The following is a 16,113-nucleotide window of genomic DNA, read 5'->3' as shown; positions in this document are numbered from 1 at the left end:
ACCAGCCTAACCATGGGTCGGGGTCGGGATCAGGTGGCGGAGACGACGCCGGCGGCCAGCAGGCCCATCACAGCGAGGCCGACGATGATCCGATACCCGACGAACCAGTAGAACGAATGCTTGCCGACGAACTTCAAAAGCCAGGCCACCGAGGCATACCCGACGAAGAACGCCAGCACGGTAGCGACCAGCAACTGCGGCCCACTGGCATTGAGCCCCTCACCTGCCGGTTCGAACGCGTCAGGCAGGCTGAACAGCCCGGACGCGGTCACTGCGGGGATCGCCAGCAGGAAGGAGAACCGCACAGCCGCCTCACGCTTCAAGCCGAGGAACAGGCCCGCGGTGGAGGTGGCGCCGGAGCGAGAGACGCCCGGGATCAGCGCCAGGCACTGCGCCAAGCCCATGACGATGCCGTCGCGGGTGGTGAGCTGTTCGATGGGGCGTTCTTTCTTACCGAAGTACTCACCGGCGGCGATCACGAGGGCGAAAGCGATCAGCATGAACGACACCAGCCACAGATTGCGGGCACCGGTGCGGATCTCGTCCTTGAACAGATACCCCAACACACCGATCGGGATCGTGGCGATGATCACGTACCAGCCGATGCGATAGTCGAGTTCGCGCTGGGTGTCACGTTCATGAGCTTCGCGGGCGCTGCGGTCCATCACCGGCAGTTTCGTGGTCACCCGATCGCCGACCGCGACCTCACGCTGCGAGCGTTCCCGCCACCGCATGCCGAGGGTGGTGAACCAGGCGACGAGGATGCGCCAGATGTCTTTGGCGAAGTACACCAGGACCGCGAGTTCGGTGCCGAGTTGAGTGACAGCGGTGAACGAGGCACCCGCGTCGTCGCCGAAGAACACGCCCGAGACGATCCGAAGGTGTCCGGAGGAGGAGATCGGCAGGAACTCGGTGAGTCCCTGCACCAATCCGAGTACCAATGCCTGGAACCAGGTCATCGACTCGCCCAACACGTCCTCCTGCTGACTCGCGCCCGAAAGACGGCGTCCTCCTGGGCTTTTCCTTCACCTGCGGCTGTGACCGCCACGATCTCGCAGCGACCCTACCCGTCGTTGCGGTCGGTCGTCGCCCGCCCATCACCGAGATCGAGTTCTGCCGCGCCGTGGCACGGGTCGCCGAGCGAGGCAGTGGTGGTGCGCGCATTAGGCTGTCGCCGTGACGAATGCGCGGGCGCGGTGATGGAACAGCGAACGGTGGGACGCAGCGGACTTCGGGTGTCGCGAATCGGGTTGGCGACTCATACCTGGGGGACACATACCGATGCCGATGAGGCATCGGTGCAGTTGGCGGCGTTCACCGAGGCCGGTGGCACGCTCGTCGACCTCTCCCCCGTCTACGGCGAGGGGGTGGCGCAGCGGATCCTGGCGGACCTGCTCGGCGACCTGGTGTCGCGTGACGAATTGGTGCTCAGCGGAAGCGCGGGTGTGGTGATGCACGCGCCCGGCGCCGGGGTCGGCGACTCGGTGCCCGCGCCCGCGGCGGTGGGCCCGGTGGTCGACGCGTCGCGGCGCACGCTGCTCAAACAACTCGATCGGACCCTGCTCGAACTGGGCACCGACCATCTCGACATCTGGAGCATCGCCGCCTGGGATCCGTACACCCCGCTCGATGAGGTCGCGGCAACCCTCGAGACCGCGGTGCGTACCGGACGCACCCGGTACGCGGGGGTGCGTGGTTTCGCGGCGTGGCAGTTGGCGAGTCTGGCCGCGATCGCGCCGATCAGCGCCGCGCAGACGCCGTACTCGCTGCTCGCGCGTGGCACCGAGAACGATGTGATTCCCGCCGCCCGCCACCACGGGGTGGGCGTCATCGCGTCGGCGCCGCTGGCGGGTGGGATCCTGACCGGCAAGTATCGCGACGGTGTCCCCGCGGATTCGCGGGGTGCCGACGAGGCGACCGCGGCCGAGATCCGGCGCAGGCTCGACGACGATCGCGCGACCAGGGTGGTCGACGCGCTGGTCACCGCCGCCGACGGGCTCGGCACGTCGCCGCTGGCGGTGGCGCTGGCCTGGATCCGTGATCGGCCGGGCATCACGAGCATGATCGTCGGTGCCCGCGATATCGGTCAGCTCACCGGTGTGCTGGCCGCCGAGACACTCGAGTTGCCGCGAGCGATCGCGGCAGCACTGGACGATGTGAGCGCCCGTTCCGAATGATGGCTAGCCTTACCTGCATGAAACTGCGTGGTGTGCTGACGGCGATGCTCGCGGCGACGGTGCTGACCGGCGCCGTCGCTTGCACCGCAAGCAATCCTGCATCGACTGCCAATTCCGGTGGGCCGGTGACAGCCCAGCTCGCCGACCTCGACCCCGTACCGATCGGACCTGCGCCGAGTCCGCGATTGCCGGTGACGGTGCAGTCCCATGACGGCACCGATGTGACGATCACCGACACCTCGCGGATCATCGCCGTCGACCGGTACGGCACCCTCGCCCAAACCGTCTGGGCGCTCGGCCTCGGCGCGAACCTCGTCGGCCGCAGCACCTCGGCCTCGTTCCCCGCCGTCGCGTCCGTGCCCAATGTGGCCGGTGGCAACGGCAGCCTCAGCGTCGAAGCGGTCCTGAACCTGCGCCCGTCGGTGTTCCTCACCGACACCACCAGCGCGGCCCCCGCCGTGCGTGAGCAGCTACGCGCAGCCGGGGTGACCGTCGTCTACTTCGACCCCGATCGCAGCATGGACGGCGTCGTCCCGCAGATCGAGGCCGTGGCCACCGCACTGGGCGTTCCCGAGGCGGGCAAGCAGCTCGGCGCGCGCACCCACGACGAGATCGCCGCCGCGACCGCCCGCGTGCCGAAGCAGGATCCACAGCCCAAGATCGCGTTCCTGTATCTGCGCAGTGCCGCGATCACCATGATCGCCGGGCGCGGCTCGGGCGCCGATTCGCTGATCACCGCGATCGGTGGCGTGGACGCGGGCACCGCCTCCGGGGTGAACGAACCGTTCGTGTCCATCACCAGCGAGGCGATGATCGCCGCCGCGCCCGATGTGTTGCTCGTGATGTCGGACGGGCTGAAATCGGTGGGTGGCGTCGAGGGACTGGAGAAGGTGCCCGGCATCGCCCAGACTCCGGCGGGCCGCAATCGGCGCGTGGTCGACATGTCCGACGCGGTGATCCTCAGCTTCGGCCCCAACACCGGCCGCGTCGTCTCCGCGCTGTCCGACGCCGTCTACGGCAAATCGGCATGAGCGATCAGCAACCGTGCCGGGTGGACACCGCATGAGCGAGGTGCCCGACCTGACCGAGTCCGCGAACGCCCCGCGGATCACCGACTCCACTCCTGATCCGCTGCCGCCCACCGCGCACCGGGCCACGCGCGTGACCGTCGTGTTCGCGGTCGCGCTGCTCGCCCTGCTCGTGCTGGCCGTGGTGTCGGCGGTGCTCGGGCAGGTCCCCACGACCGCCGCCGAGGTGCTCGGCAGCGTGGCGCACCGGATCGGCCTCGATATCGGGCCCCTGCCCGCGCATCCGGCCGGTGAGGTGACGCTGTGGGAGGTGCGGTTCCCTCGCGTGGCCCTGGCCGTCCTGGTCGGCGCCTCGCTCGCGACAGCGGGTGCGTTGCTGCAGGGCGTGTTCGCCAATCCGCTGGCCGAACCCGGCGTCATCGGGGTGTCGGCCGGCGCGGCGGTCGGGGCGGGCACCGTGATCGTGGTCGGCGGCGCGTTCGTCGCCGCGTGGTCGGTGGCAGCGGCCGCCTTCGTCGCCGGTCTGATCACCACCGCGCTGGTCTACGTGCTGTCGAGGTCGGGCGGTCGCACCGAAGTGGTGACCCTGATCCTCACCGGTGTCGCGATCAATGCCTTCGCCGGCGGGTTGATCGCGCTGCTGCTGTTCGTCGCCAGCCCCGCCGCGCGGGATCAGATCGTGTTCTGGCAGCTCGGCAGCCTCAACGGCGCCACCTGGCAGTCGGTGGCGGTGGTGGCGGCGCTGGCCTCGGTCGGCATCCTGGCCGCGATTCTCATCGCACCACGCCTGGATCTGCTCGCGCTCGGCGATTCCGCGGCCCGCCACCTCGGTGTCGACGTGGAGCGGCTGCGCAGGCAGGTGATCGTGGTGGTCGCCGTGCTCACCGCCGCGGGCGTGGCGTTCAGCGGCATCATCTTGTTCGTCGGCCTGATCGTGCCGCACCTGGTGCGCATGATGGTCGGCCCCGGCCACCGGGTGCTCGTCCCGCTCAGCGCGATCGTGGGCGCGGTGGTGCTGCTCGGCGCCGACGTCGTCGCCCGCACGCTGGTCCACAACGCGGACCTGCCACTGGGCATGCTCACCTCCCTGATCGGCGGCCCGTTCTTCTTCTGGCTGCTGCGCCGCACCCGTGCCCGCGCAGGAGGTTGGGGATGACCGACACCACCCGCGAGCGCCGCGCCTCCTGGCGTTCGCTGTTCGCACGAACCCCCGACGTGCCCACGCGCCCGGAGCTCGGCACCGTCACCCTGCGCGCCACCGGGCTCACCGTCGAGCGGGGCACCCGTACCGTCCTCGACGAGGTCGACTTCCAGGTCGCGGCCGGAGAGATCGTCGCGCTCGTCGGCCCGAACGGCGCGGGCAAGTCCAGCCTGCTCGCCGCGCTCGCCGGCGAACTCGAGCCCAGCGCAGGCACGGTCAAACTCGAAGGCCACGCGCTCTCGCACTGGACCCCCGCCGATATGGCCCGCCGTCGCGCGGTGCTGCCCCAATCGCACGCCGTGGGCTTCCCGTTCACCGCGCGTGAGGTCGTCGCCATGGGCCGCGCCCCGTGGCTGCACACGCCCGCCGCCGGCGACGACGACGCCCTCATCAGCGCGTCACTGGCCGCCACCGACGTCACTCACCTCGCCACGCGCGTGTTCCCGTCGTTGTCGGGCGGCGAGCGTGCCCGGGTAGCCCTGGCCCGCGTTCTGGCCCAGGACACCGCCACCCTGCTGCTGGACGAACCGACCGCGGCCCTCGACCTCGGTCACCAGGAAGCCGTCTTGCGCTTGGCCGCCACCCGCGCCGCCGAGGGCGCCGCTGTGGTCGTCGTGGTCCACGATCTGGGGGTCGCCGCCGCCTACGCCGACCGGGTCACCGTCTTGGACGCGGGACGCGTCGCCGCCGACGGCCCCCCGCGCGAGATCCTCACCCGCGAACTGCTCACCGCCGTTTACCACCACCCCGTCGACGTCTTCGACCACCCGACCACCGGCGCCCAACTCGTCTTGCCCGAACGCGGTCACGACTGACGCAACGGGTTCGTCCTGATCGAACGCGACCGTGCCGAGGAAGCGTCGACACGCGGGCCTCGGCAGCGACGGAGGGCTGAGCGGGGCTGAGTAGGCTGGGCGCCGAGGTCATTCGTCCACCGCGGTCACCATCGCACACGACGATCGGTCCACTCGTCGCTCGCGAACGTGGCTCGCTCCTATCGCAAGAGGAGATCCGATGAGCCCCACCATCGCCAGCGTCGTCATCCCCGTATCCGATCTGGCCGCGACGAAAGCCGTCTACACCACCCTCTACGGCGAACCCCACACCGACGAGCCGTACTACGTCGGCTGGGCAGTCGGAGACGTCCAGATCGGCCTCGACCCCAGCGGTGACGTCACGGCGGGTCCGGTCGCCTTCGCCGGAGTCGACGATGTGGACAAGGCCAGAGCAGCGGCGATCGCCGCGGGCGCGACCGAACGGACCGCCCCGCGCGAAGTCAGCCCCGGCGCCCGTATCTGCGTCCTGGAAGACACCGACGGCAACGCTTTCGGCATCATCGGCAAGTAGCGCACGAGATCGTGGCACGCACGGCCACGATCTTTCGCCCGAGTTATTGACCTAGAGGTATAGAACGTCTACCGTCGAGACATGGCCAGGCCCCAGAACTTCGACACCGACACGGTCCTCGACCGCGCGATGGACCAGTTCTGGACCCACGGCTACGCCAACACCTCCCCCGCACAGCTCGCCGATGCCACCGGCATCGGGAAAGGCAGCCTGTACAACACCTTCGGCAGCAAACGCGCCCTGTTCGACATCGTTCTCGACCGCTACGGCCGACTCGGCGTGGCCATGGCCGAGGACTACATGTCCCGGCCCGGAACCACCCGCGAGTGTCTACGCGAATACCTGCGCGCCGCGGTCGATCTCGACATGGCCTCGCCGACCCGGCGCGGCTGCCTCGCCGTCAACACCGCGGCAGAACTCGGCGGTCACGACGCGGCAGCCACCGCGGTGCTGCGCGGCATCGAACAACGCATCGTCGCCACCCTGGCAGCCCGTATCGACCAGGGCCGCCGCGACGGCGACGTCGACCGTGAGGTGGACCCGAATTCGATTGCGGCCCTGTTGTTCACCACCAGTGCGGGTCTGCGTCTCATGGCGAAGACCAACGATGCCGCCCAGCTGTACCGCCTCGTCGACGTAGCGCTGACCACCCTCTGAAACCCTCGTTCCCGCCAGCACGTTCCGCATGCCCTAATTATTGACCTGTAGTTCAAGAAAGGTACGAGCATGGATCTCGAACTCACCGGCAAGACCGCCGTCGTCACCGGAGCCTCACGCGGCATCGGTCTGGCCGTCGCCGAAACACTCGCCGCGGAGGGCGTGCGTGTCGTCGGCGCCGCACGCACGATCACTTCCGAGCTCGACAAGGTCGCGGCCGCGACGGTCGCCGCCGATCTGGGGACGACGCAGGGCATCACCACGGTCATCGACACCGCACTGGAGGAACTCGGCGGCATCGACATCCTGGTCAACAATGTCGGCGGCGGCGACCCGGATCGGCTCACGCTGGCCGGGTTCCTCGACACCACCGACGACCAGTGGCACCACTTCCTCGACATCAACCTGTTCAGCGCGATCCGGGCCACCCGCGCGGCGCTGCCGAGCCTGCTCGATCGCCGCGGCACCATCATCAACGTCTCGTCCATCAACGCGCACCTGCCCGCGGTGGGCCCCACCGGCTACAGCGAAGCCAAAGCCGCCCTCACCTCCCTCGGCAAACGGCTCAGCGAGGAGTTCGGCCCGCAGGGCGTGCGGGTCAACACCGTCTCCCCCGGCCCCGTCGGCACCAGGATCTGGCGCGACGAACACCGCATCGGCGCCAAACTGGCTGCCGCCCAAGGCATCTCCCACGAGCAACTGCTCGAGGCGCTGCCCGAACAGTTCGACATCGCCTCGCGCCGGATCTCCGAAGCCGCCGAGGTCGCCGCGCTGATCGCCTTCCTCGCCTCGGCCAAGTCCGCCAACATCCTCGGCGCCGACGTGGTGATCGACGGCGGCATCATCAAGACGATCTGATCTGGCCCGCGCGGTACCTCGGTATCAGATCGAGGTACCGCGCGGGTGTGATGTGGTCGGGCACGTGGCGTTCCTAGCGTGAGTGACATGCCCACAGTCTCGAAAATCGCCGCCACGATCGCTCTCGCCGGAACCGTCGCCGGTGCCGGAATCGGTGTCAGCTCAGCCGACTCCGCACCGGCCGGTGCCGCGCAACGAGTCGCGGTGATCGGTCTCGGCGGCACCATCGCAGGCACCTCCGACCGGCGCACCGACCTCGAAACCTATCGGCCGGGCACCCGCCCGATCGCCGAACTCGTCGACTCGCTGCGCCCCGAAATCGGTGACGTCGCCGCCGTGACCACCGAGGACTTCGGGCAGAAGGGATCCGGCGAATACACCGTCGCCGACCTCTACGACCTGGCGCAACTGGTCGAACGTCGCCTCCGCGACCATGATTCGGTCGTGGTCAGCACCGGTTCGGCCACCATGGAAGAACTGAGTTACTTCCTCGACCTCACCGTGCGCAGCACGAAACCGGTGGTCGTGACCGGGGCGATGCGACCGTGGACCGCGATCGGCAGCGACGGACCGATCAACCTGTACAACGCAATCCGCCTCGCGGCGAGCAACCGCACCACCTGTTTCGGCACGGTCATCGCCCTCAACGAGCAGATCCTGCCCGCCCGCGACGCCACCAAAACCGACTCGACCCGCGTACACACCTTCACCACCCACGAATACGGCGACCTCGGCACCATCGACCAGGCGGGCATCCGGGTGCAACGCGCCCCCGCCCGCGTCCAACGCTGCGACGACCCCGCCCGCTGGACGACCCCGTTCGACCTCACCACGATCCCCCGCGACACCCTCCCCCGTGTCGACATCGCCCACAGCTACCTCGACGCCCCCGCCGAGCCCATCACCGCCGCCGTCGCCGCGGGCGCCAAGGGCATCGTGTTCGCGGGCACTCCGTCCCCGAGCCAGGCGAGCGCCGCGATGACGACCACGGGCATCGCCCTGGTCGCCACCAACGGCTACGGCTCGGGCGCGATCACCGTCGACCCGAAGATGGGCGTCGTCAGTGGCGGCGACCTCGCACCCAAGAAGGCACGCCTGCTGCTCCTGCTGGCACTGGCCACAACCGCCGACCACGACCAGATCGTGGCCTGGTTCCGCGATTACGGCAATCAGCAGTTCTGAGCGGGCTATTTCCAGATGATCTTCAACAGGGCCGGGGTGAGCACCATTCGGATGATCGTGGCGTCGATGATCAGGGCCACGATCATCCCGTAGGCGATGTATTTCATCAGCACCAGATCCGAGAAGCCGAACGCGCCGGTCACCACGATCAGGATCGCGGCCGCCGAGGTGATCACCCCGCCGGTGTGGGCCACGCCGTAGCGGATGGATTCGGCGGCATCGGCGCCCGCGGCCCGTTTCTCGGCGATCCGGGACAGCAGGAACACCTCGTAGTCGGTGGACAATCCGAAGATCACCGTCACGATCAAGGCCACTACCGCGAACATCAGCGGTCCCGGCGTGAACTGGAATGCCTCGGACCCGTGCCCTTCCACGAAGATCCAGGTCAGCACACCCAGGGTCGAGACCAGGCTGAGCGCGCTCATCGCGACGGCCTTCACCGCCAGGATCACCGACCGGAACGCCACGATCATCAATGCCAGCGCCGCCGCGATCAGGATCGCCAACAGCAGTGGCAACCCGTCGATCAACCCGTTGATGCTGTCGCGTTCGAGCGCGGGGATGCCGGCGACCATCACCTGCACGCCCGGTGGGGCGGGCAGCGCACGCAGTGCGTCGATCACGCGGTCGGCGTCGCGTTTGTCGCCGAGCCCGGCGGAGAGCACGTTGACGTTGTCCTTGGTCGCCGCCGCAGGTTCGAACCGCCCGGTCAGTCCGGGAACCTGATTGGCCTCGAACCGGATATCGCTCAACTGCTGGGGTGAGGCACCGACCACGATCAGTTTCAGCGGTTCGGTGCGAAAACCGGGAAACAGGTGATCGAAGTCTTCCTGGGCCACCCGCGCGGGGTTGTCGGCAGCCAGGTATTTCTCGCTGATCCCACCGAACTCGATGTGGCGCAACGGAATACTCAGCGCGAGCAGTCCGAGCACGATCGGGATCACCACCGCCCACGGCCGTCGCATCGCCCACTGCGCCAGCCGGGAGAAGAACCCGGCATCGATCTCGGCTTCGGTCTTGCTGCGCGAGAAACGTTTCCAGCCCAGCCAGTCGATCCGGTGGCCGGCGATACTCAACGCAGCGGGCAGCGCGGTGACCGACAGCAGCGCCGCCAGCATCACCGCGGAGATGCCACCGTAGGGCACCGAGCGCAGCACCCCGTTCGGGAAGATGAACAGCGCACCGAGGCTCAAAGCGATGATCGCCGCGGAGAACAGCACCGTGCGCCCCGCCGTGGCGACGGTCCGCGCGGTCGCGTCCTCGACCGATCGCCCGGCCGAGAGTTCCTCCCGGAACCGGGTCACCGTGAACAGTCCGTAGTCGATCGCCAATCCGAGCGCGACCAACGTCATCACCGCGCTGGCGAACACGTTGACCTCGATATGGGCGGTGAGCACCCGCAAGATCCCGGAGGTGCCGAGGATGGTGAGCCCACCGATCAGCACCGGCAGCAGTGCGCCGATCACCCCGCCGAACACGAAATACAGCAGGATCGCCACGATCGGCAAGGCGATGATCTCGGCGCGCTTGATGTCGTGCTGCATCCCGATATTGATGCCCTCGACCACCGGCTGCAGCCCTGCCAGCTGCACTGTCGTCGCGCCGGGCCCGGCGCCGGGGACATCGGCGTGCAGATGGGGTTTCAGCGCGAGGTAGTTGTTGACCGTCGCGGTTCCGCCGCCCCCGGCCAGCCCGATGCTGGCGAACGCGTGCTGTTTGGTCGGGTCGGAGGCATTGGCAGAGAAGGGGCTGTCCCAGTAGCTGTCGATCTTGTGGATGCGCTCACCGTGCTGTTTGCGCAGGTCGGCCAGGGCGGCCGTCACCGGTCCGCGGACGGCGGGATCGTCGACAGTGGTGCCGGGTGGGGCGGTGTAGATGACGATCAGATCGCCGTCGGTGTCGCGGCCGAAAATGTCATCGGCCAGTTTGGACGCCGCCACCGACTGACTCGACTCGTCGAACCAGCCCTCCTGGGTGTAGCGGTCGGCGAGGTCGCGACCGAACCACCCCGAGATCAGCACGGTCAGCACGAAGAAGCCGAGCACGAGGAATCGGTGGCGGTAGACGAACCTGCCCCACCGCATGGATCGAGATTCGCGCATCTCAGCCGCAGGCGGCGGTGCGGTAGTCGGCCGAGCGCAGGATGCCACACAGGTCGGTGCGCGAGATCTTCCACTTACCGTCGAGCAACACGAAATGCACGATGGTGGTGCGCACGTTGGTGCCCGAACCGTCCTTGTCCAGGCGCATGGTGGCGGTGAGTGTGCCATCACGGTTGTCGAAGACCGGGTCGACGACGCCGTACACCGCGTGGGGGTTGTCGCGCAGCGCCTTGTACATGTCGGGGATGGCGTCGGAGAACGCGGCGCCGTCTTCGATCAGTTCGGTGCGTTCGACATCGGGCAGGTTGGGGTCGAGCGCGCGTTTGATCTGCGCGTCGAGCTGTTGGGCGGTCGGCAGCGGCACATTGGCCTTGCTGGCCGAGGTCGCGACGGAGGAAGCGAGGGAAGCGTTGGCCGAAGACCGTGCGGCGTCGACCGAGGCCTCGTCGGTGGTTCCCGCGCACGCGGCGAGGGCGACGAGGGCCGTGAGGCAGGCGGTGGCCGCAGCGGCCCTGGCGGAAAGTGTGGAAGACATCACCATCTACATACCATCAATGACGGCACTGATCCGTCCCAGGATGGCGCGAACTGTGGAGATGTCACTGGTTGCGGGCGCCTCGACAGGGTCGGCGTCGAGGAGTAGATCGCGCACGAAGGCGCTGACGCTGCGTTCGTCGCCGAGGTCGATGTCGGTCACCTGCGCCTGGGCTTGGGCCACCACGTCGTCGGATCTGGGCACCGCGTCGCCCAGGTCGGCGCGATAGATCTGCACCGTGAGGGTGGCGCGGTGAGTGCGGAAGGCGAAGGGGTGACCGTCGTCGGTGGTGCCGAAGCCGTGGGCGAACGGTCCCACAGAGATGTCATCGATGCCGAAACCCGCCGGTGTCCGGTCGGTCATCGTGGGGATCTCCTGCCGTTGCATGGCGATCAATTGCTCGACACGTCAACAGTAACGCGCGTCACCGACAGCTCCGACGCCAGATACCCGGTCGGAGCTACTGGTGAGTCATCATGGTCAGATGGTGATCAAGGCAGTCACCTCGTGCGGATTGAAGGAGTTCGGTGCATGCGCCCTCGTGGCTCGGTCGCCTCTGCGTTGGTCGGCGCGGCGGTTTTGGTGGTACTGACCGGGTGCAGCGGTGAAGACGGCGGTCCCGATGTGCCGACCAGGGCGCCCGCGACCGCGGCGGTCTCGCCCGCCGCGGTCGATCCCGCGGGGCGGGTCTTCGCCGCGGCCGCGACCAAAGCACTGCTCGCCGAACACTCGACCGGTCTGCTCGCCGCCCTCGATACCGCGGGCACCACGCTGTCGCTGATCGACCCCGCCGCACCGGCAACCTCACGCGCGGTCGCCCTCCCCGCCGCCGGCGCGTCACTGGCCCAGGGCAAGCCCGGCGAAGTCCTCGTCGCCGCCCCCAACCGGGTTCTGCGAGTAGACGCGGGCACCGGCGCGCTCACCGAGACCACTGTCGACGGTGACGTGCACAGCGTGCACACTCGCACCGACGGCACACTCGTCGTCGGCACCGCCGACGGCACCGTGCGCGAACTGAACGCCGACGGCACCGTCACCCGCACGATCACCGGTCTCGTCTCGGCCGACGCGATCGCGGTGACCGGCGAGAACATCACTGTGCTCGACCGCAAGCAAACCGCCGTCGTCGCGGTGCGCGAGGACGCGCTCGGCCTGATGCTGCGCGCCGGCGACGGCGCCACCAACGCCATCACCGACCCGCACGGCCGCATCATCGTGGCCGACACCGCGGGCGGTGAACTGCTGGTCTACTCGGCCGGTCCGCTCGTGCTGCGCCAGCGTTTCCCGGTATCATCATCGCCTTACGCGCTCGCTTACGACTCGCGGTCGGAGCTGGTGTGGGTGAGCGCCACGCTGAGCAACGAGGTCGTCGGCTACGACCTGTCGACCGGCATCGGTGTCGAGGTGGCCAGGCTGGCGACACTGCGCCAACCCGACGCGATCACCGTCGACGAACGCACCGGCGACCTGTTCGTCGCCTCGGCCGCGGGCGATGGCCTGCAGCGGATCGGCGTGCAAGAGCAAAAGAGAGGGCAGTGATGGCCACACCTCGCAATGCGCGCTCGGCGTTACCGCCGAGCTGGGAAACCAGCAACGACGACTACGAATACGTGCCCCTGCGACTGCCACCCGAGGTCAACCGGGTCACCGCCTCGATGCGACTGGCCATCCAGGCCGAATTCGGTGGCTGGGAGTTGTCCCGGGTGCGCGCCTACACCGACGGCAGTCGCCGGGTGCTGTTGCGCCGCCGCAAGAATGCCGTCCTGCCTGTGCCCGAACCCGGATTGTGAGCCGACCATGTACGCCCTCCTGTTACGCCTGATGTTCCTGATCCCGCCGGAGCGGGTGCATCACCTGGTGTTCGCCGCGCTGCGTCTGGCCACCTGGTTCCCGCCGACGCGCTGGCTGGCCCGCAAGCTCACCGTGGTCGGGGACCCGATCCTGGCCACCACCGCGTTCGGTGTCGACTTCCCCGCGCCGCTGGGTCTGGCCGCCGGTTTCGACAAGAACGCCGACGGCGCGAATGCCTGGGGCACACTGGGTTTCGGATTCGCCGAGATCGGCACGGTCACCGCGCATGCCCAGCCCGGCAACCCCGCGCCGCGACTGTTCCGGCTGCCCGCCGACCACGCCCTGATCAACCGGATGGGTTTCAACAACCACGGTGCCGCCGCCGCGGCCGCTCGCCTGCACGGCGCGCGCCCCACCGTCCCGATCGGCGCGAACATCGGCAAGACCAAGGTCACCGAACCCGACGCCGCCGCGGGCGATTACGCGACCAGCGCCCGATTACTCGGTCCGCTCGCGGACTTCGTCGTCGTCAACGTGTCCTCCCCCAACACCCCCGGCCTACGTGACCTGCAGGCCGTGGAGTCGCTGCGCCCGATCCTGCAGGCTGTGCTCGACAGCGTGTCGGTGCCGGTCCTGGTGAAGATCGCCCCCGACCTGTCCGACGACGACATCGACGCCGTCGCCGACCTCGCGGTCGAGCTGGGTCTGGCGGGCATCGTCGCCACCAACACCACCATCCGCCGTGACGGCCTGGCCACCCCGGCCGCCGAGGTCGAAGCCATGGGCGCGGGCGGGCTGTCGGGCGCCCCCGTGGCGGAACGTGCGCTGGAGGTCCTGCGCCGCCTCTACACCCGCGTCGGCGATCGGGTGGTCCTGATCTCGGTGGGCGGCATCGAAACCCCCGAGCAGGCCTGGGCCCGCATCCTTGCCGGGGCCACTCTGCTGCAGGGCTACACCGGGTTCATCTACGGTGGCCCCTTCTGGACCACCCGTGTCCACCGCGGCATCGCCGCCAACCTGCGCGCGGGTGGCTACGCCCGCCTGTCCGACGCCGTCGGCGCCGAGCACCGCGCCCACTCGGCCTGAGTTCTCAGCCGTAGTTCGCCTGGGGCGCCCGGTCGTCGTGCATCGATCGGGCCGGGCGTAGCCGGGACAGTTGCGCCGGTGGATCGTGCAACGACTCCTCTGCTGGCGCGTCGTCGCCGTCCCGGCGAGCGTCGATGCGCTTGGCGAGCTTGATCAGAGCCTGCTGCCAGATGATGCCGAGCAGATCGGCGCGGGCACTGATCTCGGCGTGCGCGAGCCGGTCGTGCACAGCGGCGAGGTCGCTGACGAGTTCGTCGAGCTCCATGCCCGCCCAGGCCTGCTCACGGGTGAGGGTGTACTCGGGCAACCAGCTCAATCGCCAGCCGCCGGTGTCGGTTCGCTGGGCGAATTCCGGCGTGCGGTCGCTGCGTAACGTGTTGTCGGTGCCATGAATAACCATCGCGGACCTGCCTTCCCCGGCGGGGCGCTGCGCCCTCCCCGAGCGTCTGGCGGGGCATCCACTCCCCGTAATCCAGTGTGGCATTTGCCAATTGTCTTGGTCAATTGCCATTGTTAGTAGGTAATTGCCGGATTTCGGGCGTGGCAAACCTGGCATTGTGGCGATCGCAGTGCGGCGTCCGCCCCGATCGGGTGCGCGTCGGCCTCGACAAGTGGACGGGAGGCAGCATGCCGATGGTTCCCCAGGACGCCCGCGTCGCCGCGATCCGCTCCATCCTGGCCAGGCTGGGCAAGTACGCGGGCTTGAACGCAGAACGCCTGCGCCACACCGAGATCGACGCTGCGCCGCTGCTAGAGCTGCTGTCGGTGCGCCGGCACGCACGGCGTACCGGCGCCAGTGTCGAGGCCTCGATCCTGCCCGTGGTGCGCGAGGTCACGCAGTGGCTGGCGCCGACGGACCGGCTGATCGTGGACGCGGCACTCTCGCTCGGGCTGTTTCGCGACCGCTCCGGCGTGGGTGTCGATGTCGAACGCCTGTACGCAGACAACCTCGGGGAACGTCGAGAGGCCTTGACCGAGCAGTGGATCGCACTGCACACCCTGCTCGATGTCGACCCCGTTCCGGAGGCTCCCACCGTCAAACGGTTGCGTACGGTCTCCGAACACAACGCCTTCACCGCGCTCGCCGGGCTGCTCGCCACCGATTCCGGCTACCCGATGGCCGGACCCTCCGTCGCCCAAACCACCGCCGTGCCCGCGCAACGCGGTGTCGTCACGGTCTTCGGTGACGCCGTCATCGACCACCTCTACCGGGTCGACTCCTTCCCGGCCGCCGACAACGCGGCCAGCGGCAGCTTTACCGGGCACCCCGGCGGCAAAGGGCTGAACCGGGCGGTCGCGGCAGCCCGTCTCGGCATCGGCGTGCATCTGGTCTGTGCCGTCGGCGGCGACGAATACGGCCGTCGCATCCTCGAATTCATCGAATCCGAACGCGTCCACCTCGACCTGGTCAAGGTCGTTCCGTTCGCGACATCGCTGGTCACCGCCGTGGTGATCACCCCCAACGGCGAGAGCCGCATCATCGGCTGCCGTGACAATCGCGTCCAGCTCCAAGACGAAGACCTCCACCGTCCCGAACTCCGCGCCGCCCTGGAAGCCTCGGATGCGGTGATCCTGAGTTTCGAACCGCCACCTTCGGTGATCGAGCAGGTGCTGTCGATGGTGTCGCAGATGCGACCCAAACCACCCGTTATCGTGTGTCCGACACCGGCCATGCCGGTGCCGCAGAGCCTGTATCGACATCTGGGCGCGGTCGACTACCTCGTCGGCGCGGCCGCGGACCTCGACGCGCTGCTGCCCGATGTATCCGCCGAATCCGCCGCCGATATCGCCCGGCTGTTGCGCGGCCTCGGAGTCGGGACCGTGTGCACAGTCGAGAACTTCCGGTGTGTGGTCGCCTCCGACACGATCGAGACAGTCATCGACCATTTCCCGCAGGTACTCAAGGCCTCGGTCGGTGCCGCCGCCGCCTTCACCGGCGCGCTGGCCTATCGTCTCGTCAATTCCGGAACCCCGCTCACCGCAACTGATTTCGTGTGGGCGACCGCGGCGATGATTCCGACCCAAAATCTGGGCGCGGTGGCGGTGTCGATGCCGAGTGCCGAGGAGATCGACCGCATCGTGCGCCTGTACGCGCCCCCGGCCTGATCCGGGGGTAAGGTCGCGACATTCAGCTCACGCCTGTCCGGCA

Annotated in this window: 17 protein-coding genes; 12 read left to right on the top strand and 5 right to left on the bottom strand. The window is 68.6% G+C overall.

Features of this window, described 5'->3' with window-relative positions; all coding sequences use genetic code 11:
• Nucleotides 1-29 precede the first annotated feature (29 nt).
• Nucleotides 30-959: an undecaprenyl-diphosphate phosphatase gene (locus ACWDXS_RS05265; protein ID WP_387445373.1), complete on the bottom strand. Its 930-nt coding sequence runs from the start codon at nt 957-959 to the stop codon at nt 30-32.
• Nucleotides 960-1,199: 240 nt separating this feature from the next.
• On the opposite strand from ACWDXS_RS05265, the gene ACWDXS_RS05260 reads away from it, so the two are divergent.
• From ACWDXS_RS05260 to ACWDXS_RS05225, 8 genes are all read left to right on the top strand, one after another.
• Nucleotides 1,200-2,177: an aldo/keto reductase gene (locus ACWDXS_RS05260; protein ID WP_378991833.1), complete on the top strand. Its 978-nt coding sequence runs from the start codon at nt 1,200-1,202 to the stop codon at nt 2,175-2,177.
• Between the two features lie 17 nt (nt 2,178-2,194).
• Nucleotides 2,195-3,208: a heme/hemin ABC transporter substrate-binding protein gene (locus ACWDXS_RS05255; protein ID WP_449962268.1), complete on the top strand. Its 1,014-nt coding sequence runs from the start codon at nt 2,195-2,197 to the stop codon at nt 3,206-3,208.
• Nucleotides 3,209-3,239: 31 nt separating this feature from the next.
• Nucleotides 3,240-4,361 (top strand): FecCD family ABC transporter permease, encoded by a 1,122-nt coding sequence (locus ACWDXS_RS05250; RefSeq protein ID WP_378991835.1) that lies wholly within the window; start codon nt 3,240-3,242, stop codon nt 4,359-4,361.
• Nucleotides 4,358-5,221 carry a heme ABC transporter ATP-binding protein gene (locus tag ACWDXS_RS05245; protein ID WP_449962265.1) on the top strand — a complete coding sequence of 288 codons (864 nt, stop codon included), beginning with the start codon at nt 4,358-4,360 and terminating at the stop codon, nt 5,219-5,221. Before ACWDXS_RS05250 ends, ACWDXS_RS05245 begins: the two co-directional genes overlap by 4 nt.
• Before the next feature lie 199 nt (nt 5,222-5,420).
• Nucleotides 5,421-5,753 (top strand): VOC family protein, encoded by a 333-nt coding sequence (locus ACWDXS_RS05240; RefSeq protein WP_378991837.1) that lies wholly within the window; start codon nt 5,421-5,423, stop codon nt 5,751-5,753.
• Between the two features lie 81 nt (nt 5,754-5,834).
• Nucleotides 5,835-6,410: a TetR/AcrR family transcriptional regulator gene (locus ACWDXS_RS05235; RefSeq protein ID WP_378991838.1), complete on the top strand. Its 576-nt coding sequence runs from the start codon at nt 5,835-5,837 to the stop codon at nt 6,408-6,410.
• Between the two features lie 69 nt (nt 6,411-6,479).
• Entirely contained in the window at nt 6,480-7,268 is a 789-nt protein-coding gene (locus ACWDXS_RS05230) for an SDR family oxidoreductase (RefSeq protein ID WP_449962261.1), read from the top strand.
• A gap of 87 nt (nt 7,269-7,355) precedes the next feature.
• Nucleotides 7,356-8,450 carry an asparaginase gene (locus ACWDXS_RS05225; RefSeq protein ID WP_449962258.1) on the top strand — a complete coding sequence of 365 codons (1,095 nt, stop codon included), beginning with the start codon at nt 7,356-7,358 and terminating at the stop codon, nt 8,448-8,450.
• A gap of 5 nt (nt 8,451-8,455) precedes the next feature.
• On the opposite strand, the gene ACWDXS_RS05220 is transcribed toward ACWDXS_RS05225, so the two are convergent.
• The 3 genes from ACWDXS_RS05220 to ACWDXS_RS05210 are packed head-to-tail and all read right to left on the bottom strand — an operon-like array spanning nt 8,456 to nt 11,450.
• Nucleotides 8,456-10,534, bottom strand: coding sequence for an MMPL family transporter (locus tag ACWDXS_RS05220; protein WP_449962255.1), 2,079 nt, complete (start codon nt 10,532-10,534; stop codon nt 8,456-8,458).
• A gap of 19 nt (nt 10,535-10,553) precedes the next feature.
• Nucleotides 10,554-11,087 carry a hypothetical protein gene (locus ACWDXS_RS05215; RefSeq protein WP_378991844.1) on the bottom strand — a complete coding sequence of 178 codons (534 nt, stop codon included), beginning with the start codon at nt 11,085-11,087 and terminating at the stop codon, nt 10,554-10,556.
• A 6-nt stretch (nt 11,088-11,093) separates the two neighbouring features.
• Nucleotides 11,094-11,450, bottom strand: coding sequence for a hypothetical protein (locus ACWDXS_RS05210; RefSeq protein ID WP_378629053.1), 357 nt, complete (start codon nt 11,448-11,450; stop codon nt 11,094-11,096).
• Nucleotides 11,451-11,618: 168 nt separating this feature from the next.
• Between ACWDXS_RS05210 and ACWDXS_RS05205 the strand changes: the two genes are divergently transcribed.
• From ACWDXS_RS05205 to ACWDXS_RS05195, 3 genes are read left to right on the top strand one after another with little or no spacing between them, the layout of a single operon-like run.
• Nucleotides 11,619-12,626 carry a YncE family protein gene (locus ACWDXS_RS05205; RefSeq protein WP_449962251.1) on the top strand — a complete coding sequence of 336 codons (1,008 nt, stop codon included), beginning with the start codon at nt 11,619-11,621 and terminating at the stop codon, nt 12,624-12,626.
• Nucleotides 12,626-12,877 carry a DUF5703 family protein gene (locus ACWDXS_RS05200; RefSeq protein WP_378652767.1) on the top strand — a complete coding sequence of 84 codons (252 nt, stop codon included), beginning with the start codon at nt 12,626-12,628 and terminating at the stop codon, nt 12,875-12,877. Before ACWDXS_RS05205 ends, ACWDXS_RS05200 begins: the two co-directional genes overlap by 1 nt.
• A gap of 7 nt (nt 12,878-12,884) precedes the next feature.
• Nucleotides 12,885-13,964, top strand: coding sequence for a quinone-dependent dihydroorotate dehydrogenase (locus ACWDXS_RS05195; RefSeq protein WP_449962248.1), 1,080 nt, complete (start codon nt 12,885-12,887; stop codon nt 13,962-13,964).
• Nucleotides 13,965-13,968: 4 nt separating this feature from the next.
• Here the strand turns inward: ACWDXS_RS05195 and ACWDXS_RS05190 are convergent, their stop codons facing one another.
• Entirely contained in the window at nt 13,969-14,364 is a 396-nt protein-coding gene (locus ACWDXS_RS05190; RefSeq protein ID WP_449962246.1) for a hypothetical protein, read from the bottom strand.
• 227 nt (nt 14,365-14,591) lie between these two features.
• Here ACWDXS_RS05190 and ACWDXS_RS05185 point away from each other — a divergent pair, with 227 nt between their 5' ends.
• The gene (locus tag ACWDXS_RS05185) at nt 14,592-16,070 is read left to right on the top strand and encodes a PfkB family carbohydrate kinase (RefSeq protein ID WP_449962243.1); all 1,479 of its coding nucleotides are present in this window, start codon (nt 14,592-14,594) and stop codon (nt 16,068-16,070) included.
• Nucleotides 16,071-16,113 lie beyond the last annotated feature (43 nt).

This window comes from Nocardia sp. NPDC003183 (assembly GCF_053590715.1).
This window is presented reverse-complemented; position numbering and strand designations above follow the sequence as displayed.

What these genes read in the sequence shown, in the direction of transcription:
- ACWDXS_RS05210 (WP_378629053.1), bottom strand. Translation starts at nt 11,450, where the DNA reads ATGACCGACCGGACACCGGCGGGTTTCGGCATCGATGACATCTCTGTG.
- ACWDXS_RS05220 (WP_449962255.1), bottom strand. Translation starts at nt 10,534, where the DNA reads ATGCGGTGGGGCAGGTTCGTCTACCGCCACCGATTCCTCGTGCTCGGC.
- ACWDXS_RS05240 (WP_378991837.1), top strand. Translation starts at nt 5,421, where the DNA reads ATGAGCCCCACCATCGCCAGCGTCGTCATCCCCGTATCCGATCTGGCC.
- ACWDXS_RS05225 (WP_449962258.1), top strand. Translation starts at nt 7,356, where the DNA reads ATGCCCACAGTCTCGAAAATCGCCGCCACGATCGCTCTCGCCGGAACC.
- ACWDXS_RS05205 (WP_449962251.1), top strand. Translation starts at nt 11,619, where the DNA reads ATGCGCCCTCGTGGCTCGGTCGCCTCTGCGTTGGTCGGCGCGGCGGTT.
- ACWDXS_RS05255 (WP_449962268.1), top strand. Translation starts at nt 2,195, where the DNA reads ATGAAACTGCGTGGTGTGCTGACGGCGATGCTCGCGGCGACGGTGCTG.
- ACWDXS_RS05260 (WP_378991833.1), top strand. Translation starts at nt 1,200, where the DNA reads ATGGAACAGCGAACGGTGGGACGCAGCGGACTTCGGGTGTCGCGAATC.
- ACWDXS_RS05200 (WP_378652767.1), top strand. Translation starts at nt 12,626, where the DNA reads ATGGCCACACCTCGCAATGCGCGCTCGGCGTTACCGCCGAGCTGGGAA.
- ACWDXS_RS05185 (WP_449962243.1), top strand. Translation starts at nt 14,592, where the DNA reads ATGCCGATGGTTCCCCAGGACGCCCGCGTCGCCGCGATCCGCTCCATC.
- ACWDXS_RS05265 (WP_387445373.1), bottom strand. Translation starts at nt 959, where the DNA reads ATGACCTGGTTCCAGGCATTGGTACTCGGATTGGTGCAGGGACTCACC.
- ACWDXS_RS05190 (WP_449962246.1), bottom strand. Translation starts at nt 14,364, where the DNA reads ATGGTTATTCATGGCACCGACAACACGTTACGCAGCGACCGCACGCCG.
- ACWDXS_RS05230 (WP_449962261.1), top strand. Translation starts at nt 6,480, where the DNA reads ATGGATCTCGAACTCACCGGCAAGACCGCCGTCGTCACCGGAGCCTCA.
- ACWDXS_RS05195 (WP_449962248.1), top strand. Translation starts at nt 12,885, where the DNA reads ATGTACGCCCTCCTGTTACGCCTGATGTTCCTGATCCCGCCGGAGCGG.
- ACWDXS_RS05250 (WP_378991835.1), top strand. Translation starts at nt 3,240, where the DNA reads ATGAGCGAGGTGCCCGACCTGACCGAGTCCGCGAACGCCCCGCGGATC.
- ACWDXS_RS05215 (WP_378991844.1), bottom strand. Translation starts at nt 11,087, where the DNA reads ATGTCTTCCACACTTTCCGCCAGGGCCGCTGCGGCCACCGCCTGCCTC.
- ACWDXS_RS05245 (WP_449962265.1), top strand. Translation starts at nt 4,358, where the DNA reads ATGACCGACACCACCCGCGAGCGCCGCGCCTCCTGGCGTTCGCTGTTC.
- ACWDXS_RS05235 (WP_378991838.1), top strand. Translation starts at nt 5,835, where the DNA reads ATGGCCAGGCCCCAGAACTTCGACACCGACACGGTCCTCGACCGCGCG.